This window comes from Coleofasciculus sp. LEGE 07092 (genome assembly GCF_015207375.1).
Lineage (GTDB): Bacteria > Cyanobacteriota > Cyanobacteriia > Cyanobacteriales > Coleofasciculaceae > LEGE-07092.
Window position 1 is genome coordinate 1 of sequence record NZ_JADEWY010000092.1, and the last position, 17,934, is coordinate 17,934.

General features: G+C 47.3%; 19 protein-coding genes and 1 pseudogene. 14 read left to right on the forward strand and 6 right to left on the reverse strand.

The features are described from left to right. The 3 genes and pseudogenes from IQ257_RS20325 to IQ257_RS20335 form a co-directional block, all read left to right on the forward strand. Nucleotides 1–186 (forward strand): annotated as a pseudogene (locus tag IQ257_RS20325) (MFS transporter); the annotation flags it as partial. Nucleotides 187–262: 76 nt separating this feature from the next. Continuing rightward, a complete protein-coding gene (locus tag IQ257_RS20330) occupies nt 263–952 on the forward strand; it encodes a HEAT repeat domain-containing protein (RefSeq protein WP_193875621.1) in 690 nt (229 codons plus the stop codon). A gap of 37 nt (nt 953–989) precedes the next feature. Next, nucleotides 990–1,547 carry a phycobiliprotein lyase gene (locus IQ257_RS20335; protein ID WP_193875619.1) on the forward strand — a complete coding sequence of 186 codons (558 nt, stop codon included), beginning with the start codon at nt 990–992 and terminating at the stop codon, nt 1,545–1,547. Here IQ257_RS20335 and IQ257_RS20340 read toward each other — a convergent pair. Next, nucleotides 1,521–1,793 (reverse strand): hypothetical protein, encoded by a 273-nt coding sequence (locus tag IQ257_RS20340; RefSeq protein WP_193875617.1) that lies wholly within the window; start codon nt 1,791–1,793, stop codon nt 1,521–1,523. The two genes, IQ257_RS20335 and IQ257_RS20340, sit on opposite strands and share 27 nt — an antisense overlap. A gap of 12 nt (nt 1,794–1,805) precedes the next feature. On the opposite strand from IQ257_RS20340, the gene IQ257_RS20345 reads away from it, so the two are divergent. From IQ257_RS20345 to IQ257_RS20365, 5 genes are all read left to right on the forward strand, one after another. Further along, on the forward strand, nt 1,806–2,294 hold the full coding sequence (locus tag IQ257_RS20345; protein ID WP_193875615.1) for an ATP-dependent zinc protease: 489 nt from the start codon (nt 1,806–1,808) through the stop codon (nt 2,292–2,294). Further along, the gene (gene rimK / locus IQ257_RS20350; protein WP_193875613.1) at nt 2,291–3,196 is read left to right on the forward strand and encodes a 30S ribosomal protein S6--L-glutamate ligase; all 906 of its coding nucleotides are present in this window, start codon (nt 2,291–2,293) and stop codon (nt 3,194–3,196) included. Before IQ257_RS20345 ends, rimK begins: the two co-directional genes overlap by 4 nt. Before the next feature lie 30 nt (nt 3,197–3,226). Next, nucleotides 3,227–4,174, forward strand: coding sequence for a succinylglutamate desuccinylase/aspartoacylase family protein (locus IQ257_RS20355; protein WP_193875599.1), 948 nt, complete (start codon nt 3,227–3,229; stop codon nt 4,172–4,174). Between the two features lie 138 nt (nt 4,175–4,312). Next, the gene (locus IQ257_RS20360) at nt 4,313–5,350 is read left to right on the forward strand and encodes a M28 family peptidase (protein ID WP_322744412.1); all 1,038 of its coding nucleotides are present in this window, start codon (nt 4,313–4,315) and stop codon (nt 5,348–5,350) included. Nucleotides 5,351–5,384: 34 nt separating this feature from the next. Next, nucleotides 5,385–6,740 (forward strand): DUF3370 domain-containing protein, encoded by a 1,356-nt coding sequence (locus tag IQ257_RS20365; protein ID WP_193875597.1) that lies wholly within the window; start codon nt 5,385–5,387, stop codon nt 6,738–6,740. 17 nt (nt 6,741–6,757) lie between these two features. Here the strand turns inward: IQ257_RS20365 and ftsH are convergent, their stop codons facing one another. Then, nucleotides 6,758–8,920, reverse strand: a complete 2,163-nt coding sequence (gene ftsH / locus IQ257_RS20370) for an ATP-dependent zinc metalloprotease FtsH (protein WP_193875595.1) — start codon at nt 8,918–8,920, stop codon at nt 6,758–6,760. Between the two features lie 313 nt (nt 8,921–9,233). Next, entirely contained in the window at nt 9,234–9,863 is a 630-nt protein-coding gene (locus IQ257_RS20375; protein ID WP_193875593.1) for a winged helix-turn-helix domain-containing protein, read from the reverse strand. A 21-nt stretch (nt 9,864–9,884) separates the two neighbouring features. Between IQ257_RS20375 and IQ257_RS20380 the strand changes: the two genes are divergently transcribed. Together IQ257_RS20380 and IQ257_RS20385 are read left to right on the forward strand one after the other, a co-directional pair. Further along, complete coding sequence (locus tag IQ257_RS20380; protein WP_193875591.1) at nt 9,885–10,595, forward strand: hypothetical protein; 711 nt, start codon at nt 9,885–9,887, stop codon at nt 10,593–10,595. A gap of 48 nt (nt 10,596–10,643) precedes the next feature. Continuing rightward, the gene (locus IQ257_RS20385; protein ID WP_193875589.1) at nt 10,644–10,853 is read left to right on the forward strand and encodes a hypothetical protein; all 210 of its coding nucleotides are present in this window, start codon (nt 10,644–10,646) and stop codon (nt 10,851–10,853) included. A 103-nt stretch (nt 10,854–10,956) separates the two neighbouring features. On the opposite strand, the gene IQ257_RS20390 is transcribed toward IQ257_RS20385, so the two are convergent. Beyond that, nucleotides 10,957–11,937, reverse strand: coding sequence for an aldo/keto reductase (locus IQ257_RS20390; protein ID WP_193875587.1), 981 nt, complete (start codon nt 11,935–11,937; stop codon nt 10,957–10,959). Between the two features lie 254 nt (nt 11,938–12,191). Between IQ257_RS20390 and IQ257_RS20395 the strand changes: the two genes are divergently transcribed. After that, a complete protein-coding gene (locus tag IQ257_RS20395; RefSeq protein ID WP_228060877.1) occupies nt 12,192–12,530 on the forward strand; it encodes a metal-sensing transcriptional repressor in 339 nt (112 codons plus the stop codon). A 203-nt stretch (nt 12,531–12,733) separates the two neighbouring features. Here IQ257_RS20395 and IQ257_RS31230 read toward each other — a convergent pair whose 3' ends face one another. Next, nucleotides 12,734–12,937 (reverse strand): hypothetical protein, encoded by a 204-nt coding sequence (locus tag IQ257_RS31230; RefSeq protein ID WP_322744414.1) that lies wholly within the window; start codon nt 12,935–12,937, stop codon nt 12,734–12,736. Between IQ257_RS31230 and IQ257_RS20400 the strand changes: the two genes are divergently transcribed. The 3 genes from IQ257_RS20400 to IQ257_RS20410 all read left to right on the forward strand — a co-directional run bounded on the left by IQ257_RS20400 (nt 12,927) and on the right by IQ257_RS20410 (nt 16,234). Further along, a complete protein-coding gene (locus IQ257_RS20400) occupies nt 12,927–14,294 on the forward strand; it encodes a hypothetical protein (protein ID WP_322744415.1) in 1,368 nt (455 codons plus the stop codon). The two genes, IQ257_RS31230 and IQ257_RS20400, sit on opposite strands and share 11 nt — an antisense overlap. Before the next feature lie 163 nt (nt 14,295–14,457). Then, nucleotides 14,458–15,810, forward strand: a complete 1,353-nt coding sequence (locus IQ257_RS20405) for a cytochrome P450 (RefSeq protein WP_193875581.1) — start codon at nt 14,458–14,460, stop codon at nt 15,808–15,810. A 157-nt stretch (nt 15,811–15,967) separates the two neighbouring features. Then, nucleotides 15,968–16,234: a Uma2 family endonuclease gene (locus tag IQ257_RS20410; protein WP_322744416.1), complete on the forward strand. Its 267-nt coding sequence runs from the start codon at nt 15,968–15,970 to the stop codon at nt 16,232–16,234. Between the two features lie 106 nt (nt 16,235–16,340). On the opposite strand, the gene IQ257_RS20415 is transcribed toward IQ257_RS20410, so the two are convergent. Then, complete coding sequence (locus tag IQ257_RS20415; RefSeq protein ID WP_193875579.1) at nt 16,341–17,681, reverse strand: TldD/PmbA family protein; 1,341 nt, start codon at nt 17,679–17,681, stop codon at nt 16,341–16,343. Nucleotides 17,682–17,934: the final 253 nt, after the last annotated feature.

Below are 17,934 nucleotides of genomic sequence, written 5' to 3' on the forward strand. Positions count from 1 at the left end.
CCACCCACCCAACCCGCCTCAGCACTCTTGGCAATTCGCATTGCTATTGGTCCGCTACCGACGGTTGCCTTAATTGGCGGTTTGATTCTCGCCTACTTTTATCCCATCACCCGCGAAATGCATGCTGAAATTCTTCTGAAGCTTAGAGAACGCAAGGCAGGAGGGGAAAGTGAGGTTGAAGGTTGAAGTGTGATTCGTCAAAGGATGCCTGCTAATTTTTCTATAATATTTGTAACATTTCTTAAAAAAAGAAGACAAGCAGATGGAACATCCAAATTTAGAACAACTATCGACTCAGCTCGAAAGTTCCAACTCCCGCGATCGCATGCTAGCCCTGGCAAACTTGCGGAATGTGCCATCGGAGCAAGCCGTCCCTTTGATTAAAAAAGTATTGAATGACTCAAGTTTGCAAGTCCGCTCAATGGCAGTCTTTGCCTTGGGAATCAAGCAGACCGACGAATGCTACCCGATTTTGGTAAAATTGCTGGAGAGTGACCCAGACTACGGCATTCGAGCCGATGCAGCCGGCGCATTGGGCTATCTGGAAGACCCCAGAGCTTTTGAAACCCTGGCTCGCTCTTTCTACGAAGATACCCATTGGTTAGTGCGATTCAGTGTAGCTGTGTCTTTGGGCAACATTCAAGACCCCCGTGCTCGCGACATTCTGACGCAGGCGTTGGACAGCGAGGAAGTCGTTTTACAACAAGCGGCAATTGCGGCTTTGGGTGAAATCAAAGCGACAGAAGCAGTCGGTGAAATCTTGCGCTTTGCCCAGTCTTCAGATTGGCTGGTTCGGCAGCGGTTAGCAGAAGCCCTCGGTAACTTACCGACTCCAAAAAGCGTTTCTGCCTTAAACTTTCTGGCAAAAGACAGTCATCCCCAAGTATCTGAGGCAGCGTCAATTTCACTCTCGCGCTTGGAAAATGCCTCGAACCAGCCGACAGAGGGATAAAATCAAAACAATTTGTTCACGCTAAATCTCTGAATTCATGGACATTAAAGAGTTTTTTGAGCAGAGTACTGGTCGATGGTTTTCCCAGCGAACCAGTCACCATCTGGCGTTCAGGCAAGCTGAGAATGGCAAGTCTAATATTACGATTGAAATGCTGGCGGCTGATACTTCAGAAGTGCTTCAACTCTGCCAACAATACAGTGTCGATCCAGTCTTAGCAATCTGTGGCGCGAGAGTTACCTGGGACGGCACGATGGATTGGGATGAAGAAAAACACCAAGGTTCTACGGTGCTAGTTCCGGTTGCTGACCCAGACAAGCCGAATGAAGGTCAGTTGCTGCGAGAAATGGGCTATGCTGAAAAAGCCCCAGTTGCGGGTCGCTATAGTATGGGAGATGATGGTGCTCTAACATTAATCACCGACTACGAAACCATGTATTCTGAGGAACGGCTGTGGTTTGCTAGTCCTAACTTGCGGCTGCGCACCAGCATCCTGAAGCGCTTTGGCGGTTTTAGCATGGCATCTCTCTCCTCAGAAATTCGCCTAGGGGTCACTCAAGCCCCAAAATCAGCAGAAAATGCGGCTCAAGTCTGAGTTTGAACAGAAAAGCGATCGCTTTTTGAGGCGGGAAAGCGATCGCGCTGTGGTAGCTTCGTAAGATTCATCCCTTCTAGCAATCCTCATTTCCCCACTCCCGTTCGGACTTCGGCGTGACCCTTCGGCAAGCTCAGGGCGGAGACGCTCAGTCGAACGCTGACGCTCACGGACGTTCGGCGAGCGCTCAGTCGAGGCGCGGAAGCCTACTCCCCACTCCCTGAAATCCAGAGCGTTGTACCTCATCAAAACGTAAGCATGATAGTTGAATCCTCCCAACAGCAGTTGTTAATCATCGGCTGGCGGGAACGAATTACTTTGCCTGAACTGGGAATTACAGACATCAAGGCAAAAATTGATACTGGAGCACGCTCATCTGCCTTACACGCCTTTGATGTTGAAACCTTTCAGCGGAATGGGAAAATGATAGTTCGGTTCAAAGTGCATCCCTACCAGCGAGATACTCATCGAACTGTGACTGCTGAAGCCGAACTGCTAGAGCAGCGACAGGTACGCAATTCTGGGGGGCATAGCCAGCTACGACCTGTCATCCAAACTATGGTAGAACTGAACGGGAGGCGCTGGCAGATTGAACTAACTCTGACTAATCGAGATGTGATGGGTTTCCGAATGTTACTAGGGCGTCAGGCAGTACGCAAACGGTTTTTGGTAGATGCGGGTAGGTCGTTTTTGCAGAGTTCGACTGGGAAGTGTAAACCGAAAAAGACGATTCAGAACGAACGATGAAAATCGCAATTTTATCCCAGGATGCTTCGCTGTATTCTACCCGACGCCTCAAAGAAGCTGGGGAAGCGCGGGGTCATGAAATGCAGGTAATTAATTATCTGCGTTGCTACATGAACATTACGGCTCATAAACCCAAAGTGGTTTATCAAGGTCAAATTCTACAAGATTTAGATGCCATTATTCCTCGGATTGGGGCGTCTAAGACTTTCTATGGGACGGCTGTTGTGCGGCAGTTTGAAGTGATGGGTGTCTTCACAGCCAATGATTCCCAAGCCATTTCCCGTTCTCGGGACAAGTTACGCTGCCTGCAGATCCTTTCCCGCGAAGGCGTTGGCTTACCCGTTACCGGCTTTGCCAACTCTACCCAAGATATTGATGGTTTGATTGATATCGTTGGCGGTGCGCCACTAGTGATCAAACTACTGGAGGGAACTCAAGGCATCGGTGTGGTACTTGCAGAAACCCACCAAGCAGCTAAGTCGGTAATTGAAGCCTTTCGCGGTCTGGATGCCAATATTCTAGTGCAGGAGTTTATTAAAGAAGCGGGAGGTATGGATATTCGCTGTTTCGTGATTGACAACAAGGTGGTGGCAGCCATGAAGCGACAGGGAGCACCTGGAGAATTCCGCTCAAATCTGCATCGAGGTGGGAAGGCTGAAAAAATTAAACTGACGCCAGAAGAACGTAGTACGGCGCTACGGGCAGCAAAAGCGATGGGACTGAGAGTGGCGGGGGTAGACTTGTTGCGATCCAATCATGGACCTGTGGTAATGGAGGTGAATTCGTCCCCTGGACTCGAAGGCATTGAGGAGGCAACGGGCGCTGATGTGGCAGGGAAAATTATTGAGTTTTTGGAAAAAAATGCGGCGATGGGAAATATGCGCGATCGCATTCAGTATTAATTTTGATAACGGCTATTTGAGTAATGAGTAATGACAATTGAAATTGGTGGCATTACTGTTGCCCCCGGAGAACGTAAGCGCACAGAAATTCCTGTTGCCCGACTGCCTACCCAAACCCTGCTTTCCTTACCTGTTACTGTGGTTAATGGTATTGAAGCTGGACCGCGACTGTGGTTGAGTGCGGCTATTCACGGGGATGAAATTAATGGGGTTGAGATTATTCGACAAGTTTTGGAACGCATTGATCCATCTCAACTACAGGGGATGCTGATTGCTGTACCGATTGTTAATGTTTTTGGCTTTATCGGGCAATCTCGTTATTTGCCAGATCGTCGTGATCTCAATCGCTCGTTTCCGGGTTCCCCTCGTGGTTCGTTAGCATCCCGGTTAGCTGATTTATTTATGACTGAGGTGGTTAGTCGGTGTACCCACGGTATTGATCTTCACACTGCTGCTGAACACCGAACCAATTTACCGCAAATTCGCGCCAACTTAGATGAACCGGAAACCTATCGCTGTGCCAAAGCCTTCGATGCACCACTGCTGATGCACGCTACGATGCGGGATGGTTCCCTGCGGCAAGCTGCAACTGGGCGGGGTATCCCGATGCTATTGTATGAGGGCGGTGAAGCGTTGCGGTTTGGTCAGGATGCGATCGCGATTGGGATAGCTGGCATTTTGCGGGTGATGGCTGTGTTGGGAATGATTCAGTTAGAATTACCTGAGCCATTGCACCCATCATTAGAAGTTAGGGAAAGTAAATGGGTACGGGCTGCCCGTGGCGGGATTTTGCATCTGAATGTTATGTTGGGTCAACGAGTTGCGTATAAGCAGCTTTTGTGTGTCATTTCTGATGCTTTTGGAGAAAAAAGTATCAAGATTTATGCTCCTTTTGATGGTTTAGTGATTGGTCACACGCAAAACCCTCTGGTGAATCAGGGAGATGGGATGTTGCATTTGGCGGTTTTGAGTGATTAGTATCGAATCTGTTAGCATTGGAATAGTATTTTTTTAACGCAGAGGTAGGCAGAGGGGTTCGCAGAGGTACGCAGAGAGACTTGGAGTTTTGGGGGGGGAATTTAGGGTTAAGTCGATGATGGTAATAACATTTCAAACGTGACTAAAATACCAAACAAATTTTGGAAAATCCCCCTACTGAATCCTGCCGGTGCAATCCGACTCGCTATACTCGGTTTCATTCTCTGTATCGTGTTTTTTGGTGGGTGGTTGGTGATGATCCGAATGCCAGGGGAAAGTTACAAGGGTGAGCTACCACAATTGACCCCACAGGAAGTATTATTGCGAGAGGCTCTACAGCAAGATGTAGAAAAATTGGCGGGTGAAATTGGGCGGCGTAACTATTTATACTACGATGGTCTTATTACTGCTACTAATTTCCTGGAAGGTTCGTTGAAACAAGCGGGGTATGAAGTCCAGCGACAAGGTTATGAGATTGACAATCAAACCTATTACAACTTGGAAGTAGAAATTCCTGGTGCAGAGTTTCCAGAGGAAATTGTAGTCGTTGGTGGTCACTATGACTCGGCGTATACCAGTTTTGCGGCTAATGATAATGGTACGGGTTCAGCCGCAACATTAGAACTGGCACGTTTATTTGCAGGTAAAAAGCCAGCTAAAACCCTGCGCTTTGTGGAGTTTGTGAATGAGGAGCCACCTTTTTTCCAGACTGACAAGATGGGGAGTTTTGTCTATGCTAAACGATGCCGCGATCGCAATGAGAACGTTGTCGCTATGCTGAGTTTGGAAACTATGGGGTATTACTCTGATGAAATTGGCTCTCAGCAATATCCCTTTCCCCTCGATCTAATCTATCCTCTCCAGGGAAACTTTATTGGTTTTGTCGGTAATACAGCGTTTCAATTGTTAGTCCGAAAAAGTATAGACTCCTTCCGCCGCCATGCTCAGTTTCCTTCTGAGGGGGCTGCCTTACCTGGTATGATTCAGGGTGTGGGTTGGTCAGACCACTGGGCATTCTGGCAGCAAGGCTATCCAGCCGTGATGGTGACAGATACGGCTCCCTTTCGCTATCCCTACTACCATACCGAAGAGGATACGCCGGATAAGATTGACTATGAACGACTAGCGCGAGTCGTGGCAGGTTTGGAGAAGGTGATTGCAGATTTGGTAAAATGAATCTCCTAAAAAATTAAACTAACCTCATCGCTTCATGCTGTCCTTTTTGCCAATTTTTCCACTCGCCCAAGCCACTCCAGCTCCAGCCCCACCCCAAGAAATTGTGCAGCCCCAAGACGTCCGTGTTTTACCAGGGCAACTGGATACTATCCCGGTTTTCAATAGCAACAGCCCAGAACTCGTGCAAACCGAGGGCATCTTACTCTCTACCTTTCCCCCAAACGGTAAAGCTACCCCCAGCGCTCACTTAAACTTTCCCTTTCAGGGACGCTTTGATATCTTTGCCCACCACATTGCCAAAGCTCCTACACCCGAAGATTTACGCACGCTTTATTTGGGAATACTCGTGCATAATCCCACTCAAGAGCCAGTCACGGTGGATATCTTGCAGGCTGCCAGTTACCTCAGTCAACCCGATGCACCCTTTATCCAGTTGCCGTCTCAGGTGGAGAACCCCAGAGGTACAGTGTATGCAGGTCCTGGTAGTCGAGTGATGAGTGATATCTTACGGCGGCATCGGCAAGCAGAGTTTCCTCCTCAATTGGTGATTCCTCCCCAGGAAAGCCGCATGATACTCAATCTACCCATTCCGGTGCGGACATTAGAACCTCCCATCAATGGTCGTTCTACCTTGATGCGGTTGCGCAGTGATGGTAAGGTATACGTTGCCAGTCTCGCCCGCTATGCCCCCGTTGATGAAGTAGGAAACGAACGGGAACCAACTCTGTCAGAATGGCAGCAGCTATTGGATCAAGGGGAATTAGCCACTCCGCGCGATCGCACTCCAACTCCACCCGATTCTACTACAGGTAATATTATCTACGGTCGGGTTGCTGGAGTTGCCCAAGGGTCTCAGTGGCAAAGCCAGTTAACGGATAGTCCAACATCCCAATTTCTAACAATTCCTGAACCAGGAACTGCCTTTTCCTACGGACTGAGTACCTTAGCTGGTGGACGCTTTGGCACAGGTCAAAGTCAGAGTGCAGCAATGCTGGTGCGCTATCCTGATACTGCCTATTTTGCTCATGGGAACTACGGAGTGCAATATAGTTTGACCTTGCCCCTTGTAAATCCCACTAACAAAACTCAAACCGTAACTCTAGCGCTTCAGACACCCCTCAAACAAGACCAAATCCAAAACGGGTTGCGTTTTTTTGAACCCCCAGCCCAGCAAGTCTTTTTCCGGGGAACTGTGCGAATCCGCTATAACAATGATGCTCGACTGCCTCAGACTCGCTACGTGCATCTGGTACAACGACGCGGTCAACAGGGGGAGCCATTGGTAACATTAATGATGCCACCCTCTGACCAACGGTTGGTGCAAGTGGATTTTCTTTATCCTCCCGATGCAACGCCGCCACAGGTTTTAACGGTAAGAACCCTAGAGTGAGCTGATACCATTTGGCTTTAACTTACCTCTTTGACTGGCTCAACCCGCTCCGGTAAACCATCCCCTGCATATCGTCCCTGACAATTACTGTCAAAGACTTCTGCTGTTACTCGATTTAAAGGTTGCGCCTGACTCAGCCATTGTTGCAGGTTTTCCCCCTCAATCACCTCCGTGGCTAAGATTTGCTGGGCGATCGCTTCCAATAAATCCCGATTTTGCTTGAGAATGGCTAACGCTTGCTGGTGAGCCGTTTCCACCAGTTCCTTCACCTCAGAATCAATCGCTTTTGCTGTTTCCTCGCTCAAACTCCGGCGCAGGCTCATCCCACCATTCCCTAGGAAGCTATTCTGTTGTGCTTCATTGTATGCCAACGGACCCAGCACCTTACTCATCCCGTAGGTTGTCACCATCCGTTCTGCCAACTCGGTGGCGCGTTGCAAGTCATTAGCTGCACCTGTGGTAACGCTGCCAAACACAATCTCCTCGGCAGCACGTCCTCCCAATAGCGTCGCAATATCCCCCCGCAGTTCTGCTTCATTCATTAAGAAACGGTCTTCCGTCGGCAGTTGTAGGGTGTAACCCAGTGCTGACATTCCCCGTGGCACAATCGAGATTTTTGCTACCTTACCACTCCCCGGCATCAGTGCGCCAACTAAAGCGTGACCGACTTCGTGGTATGCCACAATCTTTTTCTCATTATCATTGAGGACGCGGCTTTTTTTCTCCAAACCCGCAACCACTCGTTCAATCGCTTCAGCAAAGTCTGCCTGAGATACGGTTTCACTGCGCTTGCGTGCTGCCAGTAGCGCTGCTTCATTCACTAGATTCGCCAAGTCAGCCCCAGCAAACCCAGGCGTGCGAGTTGCGATCGCGTGCAAGTCTACATCCTCACCCAACTTGATCTTCTGGGCATAAATCTTTAAAATTTCCTTTCGTCCTGCTAAATCGGGACGATCGACCAATACCTGACGGTCAAAGCGTCCGGGACGCAATAAGGCTCTGTCTAAGCTTTCAGGACGGTTGGTTGCTGCCAATACAATTACCGTCGCATCCCCAGCCGCAAACCCATCCATCTCAGTCAGCAACTGGTTCAGGGTTTGTTCCCGCTCATCATTGCCGCCACTGTGAAAATTTCCACTACTGCGAGATTTCCCAATTGCATCCAACTCGTCAATAAAAATAATACAAGGGGCTTTCTTCTTCGCCTGCTCAAATAAGTCACGCACTCGCGCCGCACCGGTTCCCACAAACAATTCCACAAATTCAGACGCAGAAATACTGAAAAATGGCACACCTGCTTCCCCTGCTACTGCTTTTGCCAGCAGCGTTTTACCTGTTCCTGGCGGTCCCACCAGCAGCACCCCTTTGGGAATTCGCGCTCCAATTTGAGCAAAGCGCTGAGGGTCTTGGAGGAAATCCACAATTTCTACTAACTCAATCTTCGCTTCTTCGGCACCCGCCACATCTGCAAAGGTGATTTTGGCAGACTCGCCTTCAACATAAACTTTTGCTTTACTCTTACTAAAGGAAAGCGCTCCTTGGGCGTCAGAGTCATTGCGCTTCATGAAAAACTGGAAAGCCGCGACTAAGATTAGCGGTGGAACTACCCAACTCAACAGACTGAGCAACCAGCCATTTTTCGGTGGTGGAGCCGCAAAGAATTGAACATCTTTTTCCCGAAGCCGTTGAGCCAATTGTGGATCATCGACCCGAAGAGTCGCATAGATTTGTCCCTGTTGGTTTTCTTCACCCATGAGCAATTCTTCAGCCGTCTTGAGGGAATCTTCAGAGGTAGCCAGGGGCGGTTCTTCTCCGGGTTTGAGGGGATTTTGAGGAGTCTTGAGTGAAGGGTCTTCAGTTGGCTTGAGAGCGTTTTCGGGAGTTTCGAGCAAATCTTGAGTGGCTTTGAGTGGGTCTTTGGTGGCGTTGAGAAGGTCTTGAGTCGCTTTGAGTGGGTCTTTGGTAGCTTTGAGTTGGTAGATAATCTGGTCTTCTCCTACCGAAACCCGTGCAACGTTCCCGTTTTCCACTTGGTCGAGAAATTCGCTGTAGGATTCTAGGGGAAACCGAGGAGACTTGGGGACTAACAAGTACCCTAGCAAGGACACACCTGCCAGTATTAAGAGGATATTGCCAATCTGGGGCAGGCGAGGAGATTTCGATTTGTCTTTAATACCCATAGGTGTCCGTTGTCCTTAGTCGTTGCCACGAGTTGAGGGGGAATTATCCACTTTCAGCGTAGCAGGGCAGACTTCCAGTCTGGCAGATTGTAAAGCTGCTGTTATCCAAGGACTGATGCGATCGCCCTCTGAAAACTTATCTTTCTGCTAATTCAGTTATCTGATAAATTCAGGTCATGAGTTGCTTCTATCGCTCTTCTGTCACTCTGGGAAAAGTAAAATCATAGCCAACTGATGAAAGTCAAACCCCATGGACAGTAGAGCGATCGCTTGCGTGATAGAAACCTATGTCTTAAGCCCCTATGCGGAAACTCTATTGGTGCAAGGCTTTCAGGGTTTGCTCTGGCGAGAGTGACAAAAGAGCGATATTACATCTAGCAATTCCTTTGATTTCAAAATAATCTTGACCGTGATTTAGTATATCTTTGAGAATTTCCTCAAGTCCTATAAATTCAGGAAAAGGATCTTTTACATTCACTCCAAGTTTAAGAAGTTCTGGGTAATCACAATAATTAGACAAACCTGGAGATACATATTCAATAAACAATTTGTCATTGATGGCAGCATACTCTATAGCTCTCCCTCTGAATAAGCATTGTATTACAGAAACTGAAGGTGAAACGTTAGAATTAATTGCTCTATTTTCCTCCAAAGGCTTTAATCGGTAACCCAGACCATGAACAGTTTGAATAATATCTTCAGAATTCTTGATTTTTTTAAAAGCTTTCCTCAGTCCTTTTATATGCGTTCTAATATTATTTGGTGTGGGAATTTTATCGTCGTCACAAATTTTGTCTATTATAAAGTCGTAGTTTAAAACGCGCTTAGGGTAGTCGAGAAATAACAATAATAATTTATATTCTTTCGGAAGCAGGGCAACAGTTATACCCTCATAAGTTACTATGCATGACTCCGTATTTACCAAAATCTTGTCGTAAGACATTAGTTTATAACTTGAAGAATAATGGGTAGAGGTTCGCTCGGTGAATTGCAAACCGTTGATCGCCTGAGTGATGCTCTAGCCGATTGGCAAGCAGCAGGTAACACAGGGGATATCGTCCTCAATCCCGGTGAAGCCTTCACCTTCGACTATACGACATCCTATGCAGCCGGTTCCTTGAATCCTTGGGAAGACCCGAAAAATACCATCATTGCTAATGGCGTTGATGATGAAGGGAATCAAGCGTCTGACGAAGACGATGCTGTTGTGGATGTTTTCCAGAAAAACCAGCGAAGTATCGAGATTGATTCCCTCACTGGAATCCGCAATGGTGATATGCTCAGTGGTAACTTCCGTATCCGGAATGCCAGCGGTGATCCAGTTGATGTCAAGGTTGATTCCTTGAATGTTGCCTATGAAGAACAACTACAAGGTAGCAAGGGCAATAAGACGAGTTGGACGGCTACTAACTTGGACTACAGTAACCAGTTCTGGCTTGACACCAATCCAAATGGTATACTCGACTCCAAAGAAAAGCTGCTTACCGACCTCGATCCCTCAACGGAGCTATTCAATACCTCAATTGTCTTCGGTTCCTCAGTCTACATCGGCTACAAGTCCACCTTTGAGAGTGGTGTTCCTGACCCGATTCGGGCTACCGCAGAAGCTACAATTGATGGACGTTTTGACCGATTTGGCGAGAAAGTCACGTTCCATTACGCTGAAACCTTCTAGGTTCTAAACCAAACAAGTCATCCCAGCAGATAATCAGTAGGGTGGGCAATGCCTACCCTATTCTCCTATGAAATCTCAAACGTTCTGCGGGGTACGCCACAATCTTTTTCTCTTTATCCTTCTGCGGATTCAGATGTCAAGGGAGCGATCTGCCTTTGGCGGCAGCGCTTCGCTATCGCACTCTGCAATTGTGCTAATGAGTCACTTGTAACTGCCTGCCTCAGAAGTGTGATGAGTACAGCCGGATTTTCTATCTGATTAATCAATTCCAGTAGGGAACTGGGGGAAAGTAGCGAGAGATGGTTTCTTTCCAAGGGCTATCGTAATCGGTAGGTTGATAGGTCACTTCAGTAACGAAACTTTACTGCGTCTGAAAGATATTTTGCACCATCGTTTTATCCACCCTTGTAGCCGCTTTATCCAACTCGGCAATCTCACCAGCGTCTAATTGCCAACCCAAGGCACCCATATTCTGTTTCGCCTGCTCCACAGACTTCGCTCCAGGGATAGGAATCGCACCTTTACAAATACACCAATTCAGTGCCACCTGCGCCCTAGTTTTAGTTCTCGATTCTGCCACCTCTTGCAAACAGTCTAAAAGCGGCTGAATTCCGGGTAATAGCTGTCGAAATAATAGACTTCGGATACCTTTAGGATAAGACCCTTTTTTAGAATATTTTCCGGTTAATAATCCTAATGCCAGAGGACTGTAAGCAATTAGTTTTATCCCCAACTCATCACACACCTCCTTCACTCCCAGTTCAGTGACAGGATAGGTGGACAGCAACGAGTAGTGAACTTGCAAGGTGGCAATGGGAACGCCGCGATCGCTAAACTTTTTATAGACCTGTTTTAGCCGTTTGGGTCCGTAATTGGATAGTCCTACTCCCTTAACCAATCCTTGCTCATAAAGATCGGCAAGACCATCTAAAAGTACCCACTCCTGCCAAGGAAAATAGTTGGCGGTAGACCAGTGCATCTGCACTAAATCCACATTTCGCCCCAATCGTTTAGCAGACGCTTTGCCAGCCGATACCATTGACTCTCGTGTCAATCTCCACGGATAAGCTGCCAGCTTAGTGGCAATACAAATAGTCTCTTGATTTGAACCGAGATAACCTCTAGAGAATTGTCCCAAGAGTTGTTCACTTCGCCCATTCAATTTCCCCGTTCCGTAGGAATCACCGGTATCAAATAACGTTACACCGTTACTGACACACAGATTAAAAACAGCTTGCAACTGCTCATCCATACTTTCATCGTATCCCCAGAGCAATCGGTTTCCCCATGCCCAAGTTCCACAACCCATAGCTGGGAGGACGAGTTTTTGACTAGTTTGCATCTTTGACCCCACTCATAGTGACATCCTGCTACACTAAATCTCAACGATTATAGTGTAGGCTTGCAAATCTCACGACTTGGATTTCCTAGTTGCTCTATTGTTATCGGTTTAGGTTTGAAAGAAGTCCCCCAGATTTTCTCCTCTAGACTAGGATCGGGAAAAGACGATAGCCATTCCCGATGCCCAACCCGTAATTGGAGTCACAGCCATTGACTAATAAAACCTTTGCCCGGTCTGAGCCAGATGAATATTCTCTGAACCCAAATTGCGATCCCAGCGATGCTGAACATCATCATGGCAATCAACTATCTGCACATACCCACGTTCACGACGAAGAATCCCTGCGGCGAATTGTCAATCGGCTTTCTCGGATAGAGGGACATATCCGTGGAATTAAGACAATGGTGCAGGAAAGTCGTCCCTGTCCTGATGTGCTAGTGCAAATTGCGGCAGTACGAGGTGCCTTAAATCGCGTTGCCCGGATTATCCTAGATGAACACTTAAGTGAGTGTATCGGTCGTGCGGCTCAAGAAGGCAAAATTGAGGTGGAAATTGAAGAGTTGAAAGCGGCATTGGATCGGTTTTTGCCGTAGCTGAGAAGTGGGGGAGTGGGGGGAGAGAAAGTTAGCACTCTTTAATACACTTTAAAAACTAAAAAGTCAAGCTTAATGTAGAAAAAGTTTACACAGTTGGGTTTAATTGTTTTTACCTGCTTACCTCGGCTCATTCCGAATCATAATTAGATTAGGAAAAGTCTCTAATCACCGATGCATCACGGTGAAGGTTTTTCACCAGTTTATCTAACAAGGATAGTAAAAGAACCTTGTCCTGTATCATAAGAGTGCGATCGCCTTATGTCTAAATTCTGCCTTCGACTCCCCCATGCCACTGTCATCGCTTTGTTAGCATTTGCCTCTAGCTGTTCCACAACCTCGCTGCCGGATAAAGCAGAGGATGCTACTTCACCAGCAACTAAGGATTCGAGTGCCGTGTCAGTCACCTCAGTTGAAACGCCCTCAACCTGTCCCCAAGTTGATCCGTTTACCAAAGCCGTTGATAAAGCGACAGGTGCGGCAAATCTTGCCCAATCTGCTCGCTCTCCCCAAGAATGGGATTTAGTGGTATTAGGATGGATTCAAGCCATCGAAGCCATGCAAGCGGTGTCGCCCGATAGTCCCAAACGCGCTTTTGCACAAAAAAAAGTAGCAGAATATTTGAGAAATGTAGATATTGCCCAGCAAAAAGCCTCAACGGTAAATTCCCCGCTACCCTTTGCTAGCTTTAACAATCCTATCTTTGAAGAACAGCTACTCCTTTATCTCTCTTATGTAGCTGCTGTTGGTCCCCCAGATGTTCTCATTGTTGGGAGTTCGCGGGCGTTAGTAGGTGTCGATCCTCAACAGCTACAACAAGCATTAGCACAGAACGGTAAAGGCGGTTTCAAAATCTTCAACTTAGGCGTTAACGGTGCCACGGCTCAATTTGTTGACTTCCAACTGCGGCAACTGTTGACCCCAGAGCAACTGCCTCGCCTTATTATCTGGGCAGATGGAGTTCGGGCGTTTAATAGTGGACGAGTTGATAAAACCTATAACAGCCTGACTGCATCTGTAGGATATCAAAGCTTGAATGCCGGCGATCGCCCCAAGCTGGCTGAAACTAAACCAGATACCATTGATGCCTGTGAAAATATACCCGTCTCTATAAGTTCTAGCCCTAAAAAGGAACCGTCAGTTGACTCTGGCAATGCTACTAGCCCAACCGGAACATCTGAACGGTGGCGACTCGCACGGGTATCTTTCGAGACAACCAGCAACCCAGAGTCCAACCCTACCAAGCGATTACTCTTAACTCAGTTAAGGGGAACCCAAGAACCGCAACGGCTTACACTAGTACGCAATACCACAGGATACAGTACAGTTGCGATTGATGCCAATGGCTTCCTGCCCATGGATGGCAAATTCGAGCCTAAAACTTACTATCAGCAACATCCACGAGTAGCCGGTCGGTACGATGCCGATTATCAACCCTTTAGTTTTTCGGGTTCCCAAGCTACAGCGTTGAATTCAGTGAAAGCATTTGCTAAACAGCAGCAGATTCCCCTCGTTATTGTTAATTTACCTCTGAGTCGAGATTACTTAGATTCGGTGCGTTTATCTCGTGAAGGGCAATTTCGGCAAATTATGCAGCAACACGCTGCTAGTGATGGATTGGTGTTTATTGACTTAGGACGGCAATGGGTTGACCAAAATCAGTATTTTGCTGACCCCAGTCATCTGAATCGCTATGGTGCAGCAGGGGTTTCTAGTGTACTGGCAACTAAGTCTGAGATTCCTTGGCCCCAAGCGCGTCCTTAACTTATATCATGTTCGTCTAAACAGTTAGGAAGAGAGCGAAAATTAACTCCCTGGCGGGGCACATTGGACTATTAAGGGTTAGGTGATCAGAAGGTTATGAGTTCTGTTCTGGAAAAAATGTGCAAGATAGCAATAGAAGGAACACTCTTGCACCTCAACACCTATGACACTGCCTAACGGTCCCGACACTTCAGGATTTCTCAGAACTCTACGGATACTCAAGTTTATTTTTCGTCCCTTGGACTACCTGGATAACTATGCTCGACAGTATGGAGATATCTTCAAACTAGGAGGGGACGACTCACCCCCATTCATCTATGTGAGCAATCCCCAGGTGATTAAGGAGATTTTTACTGCTGATCCAGAGCTCTTTGAATCCGGTAGGGGCAACAGGATTTTACGCTATTTGCTGGGAGACAATTCCCTAATCTTGCTAGACGGCGAACCTCATCAGCGCCAGCGACGACTCCTGATGCCTCCTTTTCATGGCGATCGCTTGCGAGAATATAGTCAGCTTATTTGCGATATTACTGAAAAGGTGACGAATCAATGGACGGTGGGTAAACCGTTTGTTGTTCGTACCTACACGCAAGAAATTACACTGCGGGTGATTTTACAAGCGGTATTTGGCTTGCACTCCGGAGAGCGTTACGAACAACTGAGGCAACTACTCCATACTCTCCTAGAATCTTTTGGTACTCCCTTAAGTTCGAGTATGCTGTTTTTCCCCTGGTTGCGAAAGGATTGGGGTTCACTAAGTCCGTGGGGGCGCTTTTTGCAGATCAAGCAGCAGATTAAGAAGGTGATTTTTGACGAAATTCGGGAACGCCGAGAGGATGCTGATGATTCTCGAACTGATATCTTGAGCTTACTGATAGGGGCACGAGATGAAGCAGGTGAATCGATGACAGATGAGGAGTTACATGATGAGTTGATGGGACTACTGATTGCAGGTCACGAAACTACCGCTTCTGCTCTAGTATGGGCATTGTACTGGGTTTATTATCTCCCAGAAGTTCATGAAAAACTGCGCCACGAGTTGGAAATAGTCGGAAAGAAAGCCGATCCGATGGAAATTTCTCGACTTCCCTACCTCACGGCAGTCTGCCAGGAAACCCTGCGTATTTATCCCGTTGTTCCGAGTACCTTCGTGCGGATTCTCAAAGCGCCGATGGAGATTGGGGGATATCAGTTTGAAGCGGGCACTGGATTACTGCCTTCTACTTATCTCGTCCATCAACGGCAGGATATTTATCCAGAACCCAAACGGTTTAAACCCGAACGTTTTCTAGAGCGGCAGTATTCTCCCTATGAATATTTACCCTTTGGTGGCAGCAATCGTCGCTGCATTGGGTCAGCTTTGGCACTGCTAGAAATGAAGCTGTCATTGGCAACGATTGTATCGCGTTTTGAACTAGCACTGACCAATAATCGTCCGATTAAGCCTGTTCGTCGGGGTTTGACTATCGCTCCTCCTAGCAATCTGCGAATGGTGGCGACTCAACTTCGGACTTAGAAAACTCCCATTTTAGTCTAACTCTACTCATAAAACCCGATAGTTTTGTAGCGATCGCTCAATCCATCCCCAAAACCTATTTCATCTTCCTATCCATGACACTATCGAGTAACCAATAGCTCACAACTGCTGCCCGAACTTCCAGAGGCTTTACCCTATGGTTAACCCTACTATCATCATTCCCAAAACATTTAAAGTCAGTCACGAGCAGTTCAAGGAACTTGCCGCCGTTAACCGTGATTTGAGACTGGAAAGAACTGCCACCGGAGAGTTAATCGTCATGCCTCCCACTGGCAGCAACACGGGCAATCGCAATCTAGATATTGAAGGACAGCTTTGGCTTTGGAACCGCCAAACCAAGCTAGGCAAAGCGTTTAATTCTTCTAGCGGATTTCACTTACCCGGATGTGGAAATATTGGATAATCCTACCACCTTGTCACGAGAAAATATACTGCCAGGATTTCTTTTAGACTTGACAGAGGTTTGGCAGTAAAGGGAAAGGGATAAAAACTATCCGTTTCCCTTGCCCTTATTCCCCAGTAATGGACAGTCCCTCTACCCAGATTCTGGGACACAACCCGCCTGGTGTTAGCTCCGCCTCTTCTTCCACAAAAATAATGGATTTTAAGAGTTCTCGAAAATCACCAGCAATAGTGGCTGAGTCGAGGCTCGTCAACTCACCTTTTTCCACCAACCAGCCATCAAAAGGTAAAGAGAAAGAACCCTGTAAGGAATTAACTCCTGCATGAAGAGCTTGAAGATCATCAATGAGAATGACATTTTCAGCGTCAGTAAGACTGTATTCGTGCTCGGCAGGTTGACCCCTCACTACATGATAAAAGTGGGGACTAACTGTTACTTTTGCTCCGATATTGGCATGACCGGTGGGTTCGGCATTCATCCGCTTGGCGGTGCCAGTACTGTGCAAAAAGCTACTCAGAACCCCTTCTGCAATTAAGGGAACGCGACGGGTAGGCGTACCTTCACCATCAAACGTCTCTGCCGATATGTTATCGGGATGCAGTGCATCATCGTAAACTGATAGCAGGGGAGAGGCGATTTGCGTTCCCAAAGATTCAGGGGTAGAGAGACTTTGCTTATCCAGAATACTCTGAGCGTTGAACAGGTTAGAAAAAGCACCCAGCAAGCTTAAGAAAGCATCCGCTGATAGCACCACCCGATATTTACCGGATTTGATTTTCCGGTAATTCAAGTGGCTGATGGTTTTCTCAACCGTTTTCTGCACGCAGCCTTGGATGTCCAACCCCTCTAAACCACGGCTGAGTTTAAAATCCCCAGCACTGCGGGGCTTTTTCCCATCTTGCTCGGTTTTGCTATACAGATAAATCGAGGCGTAGGAACGAGCTTCCTCGCGCAATGCACCATCGTTGTTGAGATAGAAGCGATCGATGTCCCGTTGAGCCAAACCGTTGTAAGGAACGGCTTTAATGGCTGGGTGAGCGTTTATCACTTCTTTTTCTACCGCAACCAATTTTTCAATTAGGGTTGAAACTGGAGCTTGCGGTGCTTTCTCATTAGGAACATCAGCCGTAGGAGCTGTAGCCTCTGGGCTAAAATCAGGAACGTGTTCCTTGACTCCAAAGAAACTCGCTTCATAAGCAGTTTTGAGTGCCAACTCAACACCTTGAGGATCAACATCGGTGGTGGATGTAACCCCCATAGTATTGTTTTCGTTCCAAACCCGAACGATGACACTAGAACGGTTTGAAGCTTTGACTTGTTTGGGTTCTCCCTGCTCTACCTGCACACTGGTTTCATCAACGGAGGAACCGTAAATATCAAATTTTTTGATGCCAAGCTGATGGGCGCTTGCTTCGGCGTAGCTAGCAAGTTCTTTGATGGTGGGCATAGTGGTTATTGGTCATTAGTCATTGGTCATTGGTCATTTGTAGGGATACGCATCCCAACAGTAGACTTCTTGCTCGTATTTGGGAACAGGGAACAGGGAACAGGAAACTCTAAGCTGCTAAAACCTTTCCATTTGCAACAGATTTAATTAGTCAAAGACCGAGATATATAAGGTTTCCTAGCGTCGTGAGGTACATCTTATCCACTCCCCATTCCCCACTCCCCATTCCCTGAAATCCGGGACTTTGTACTTC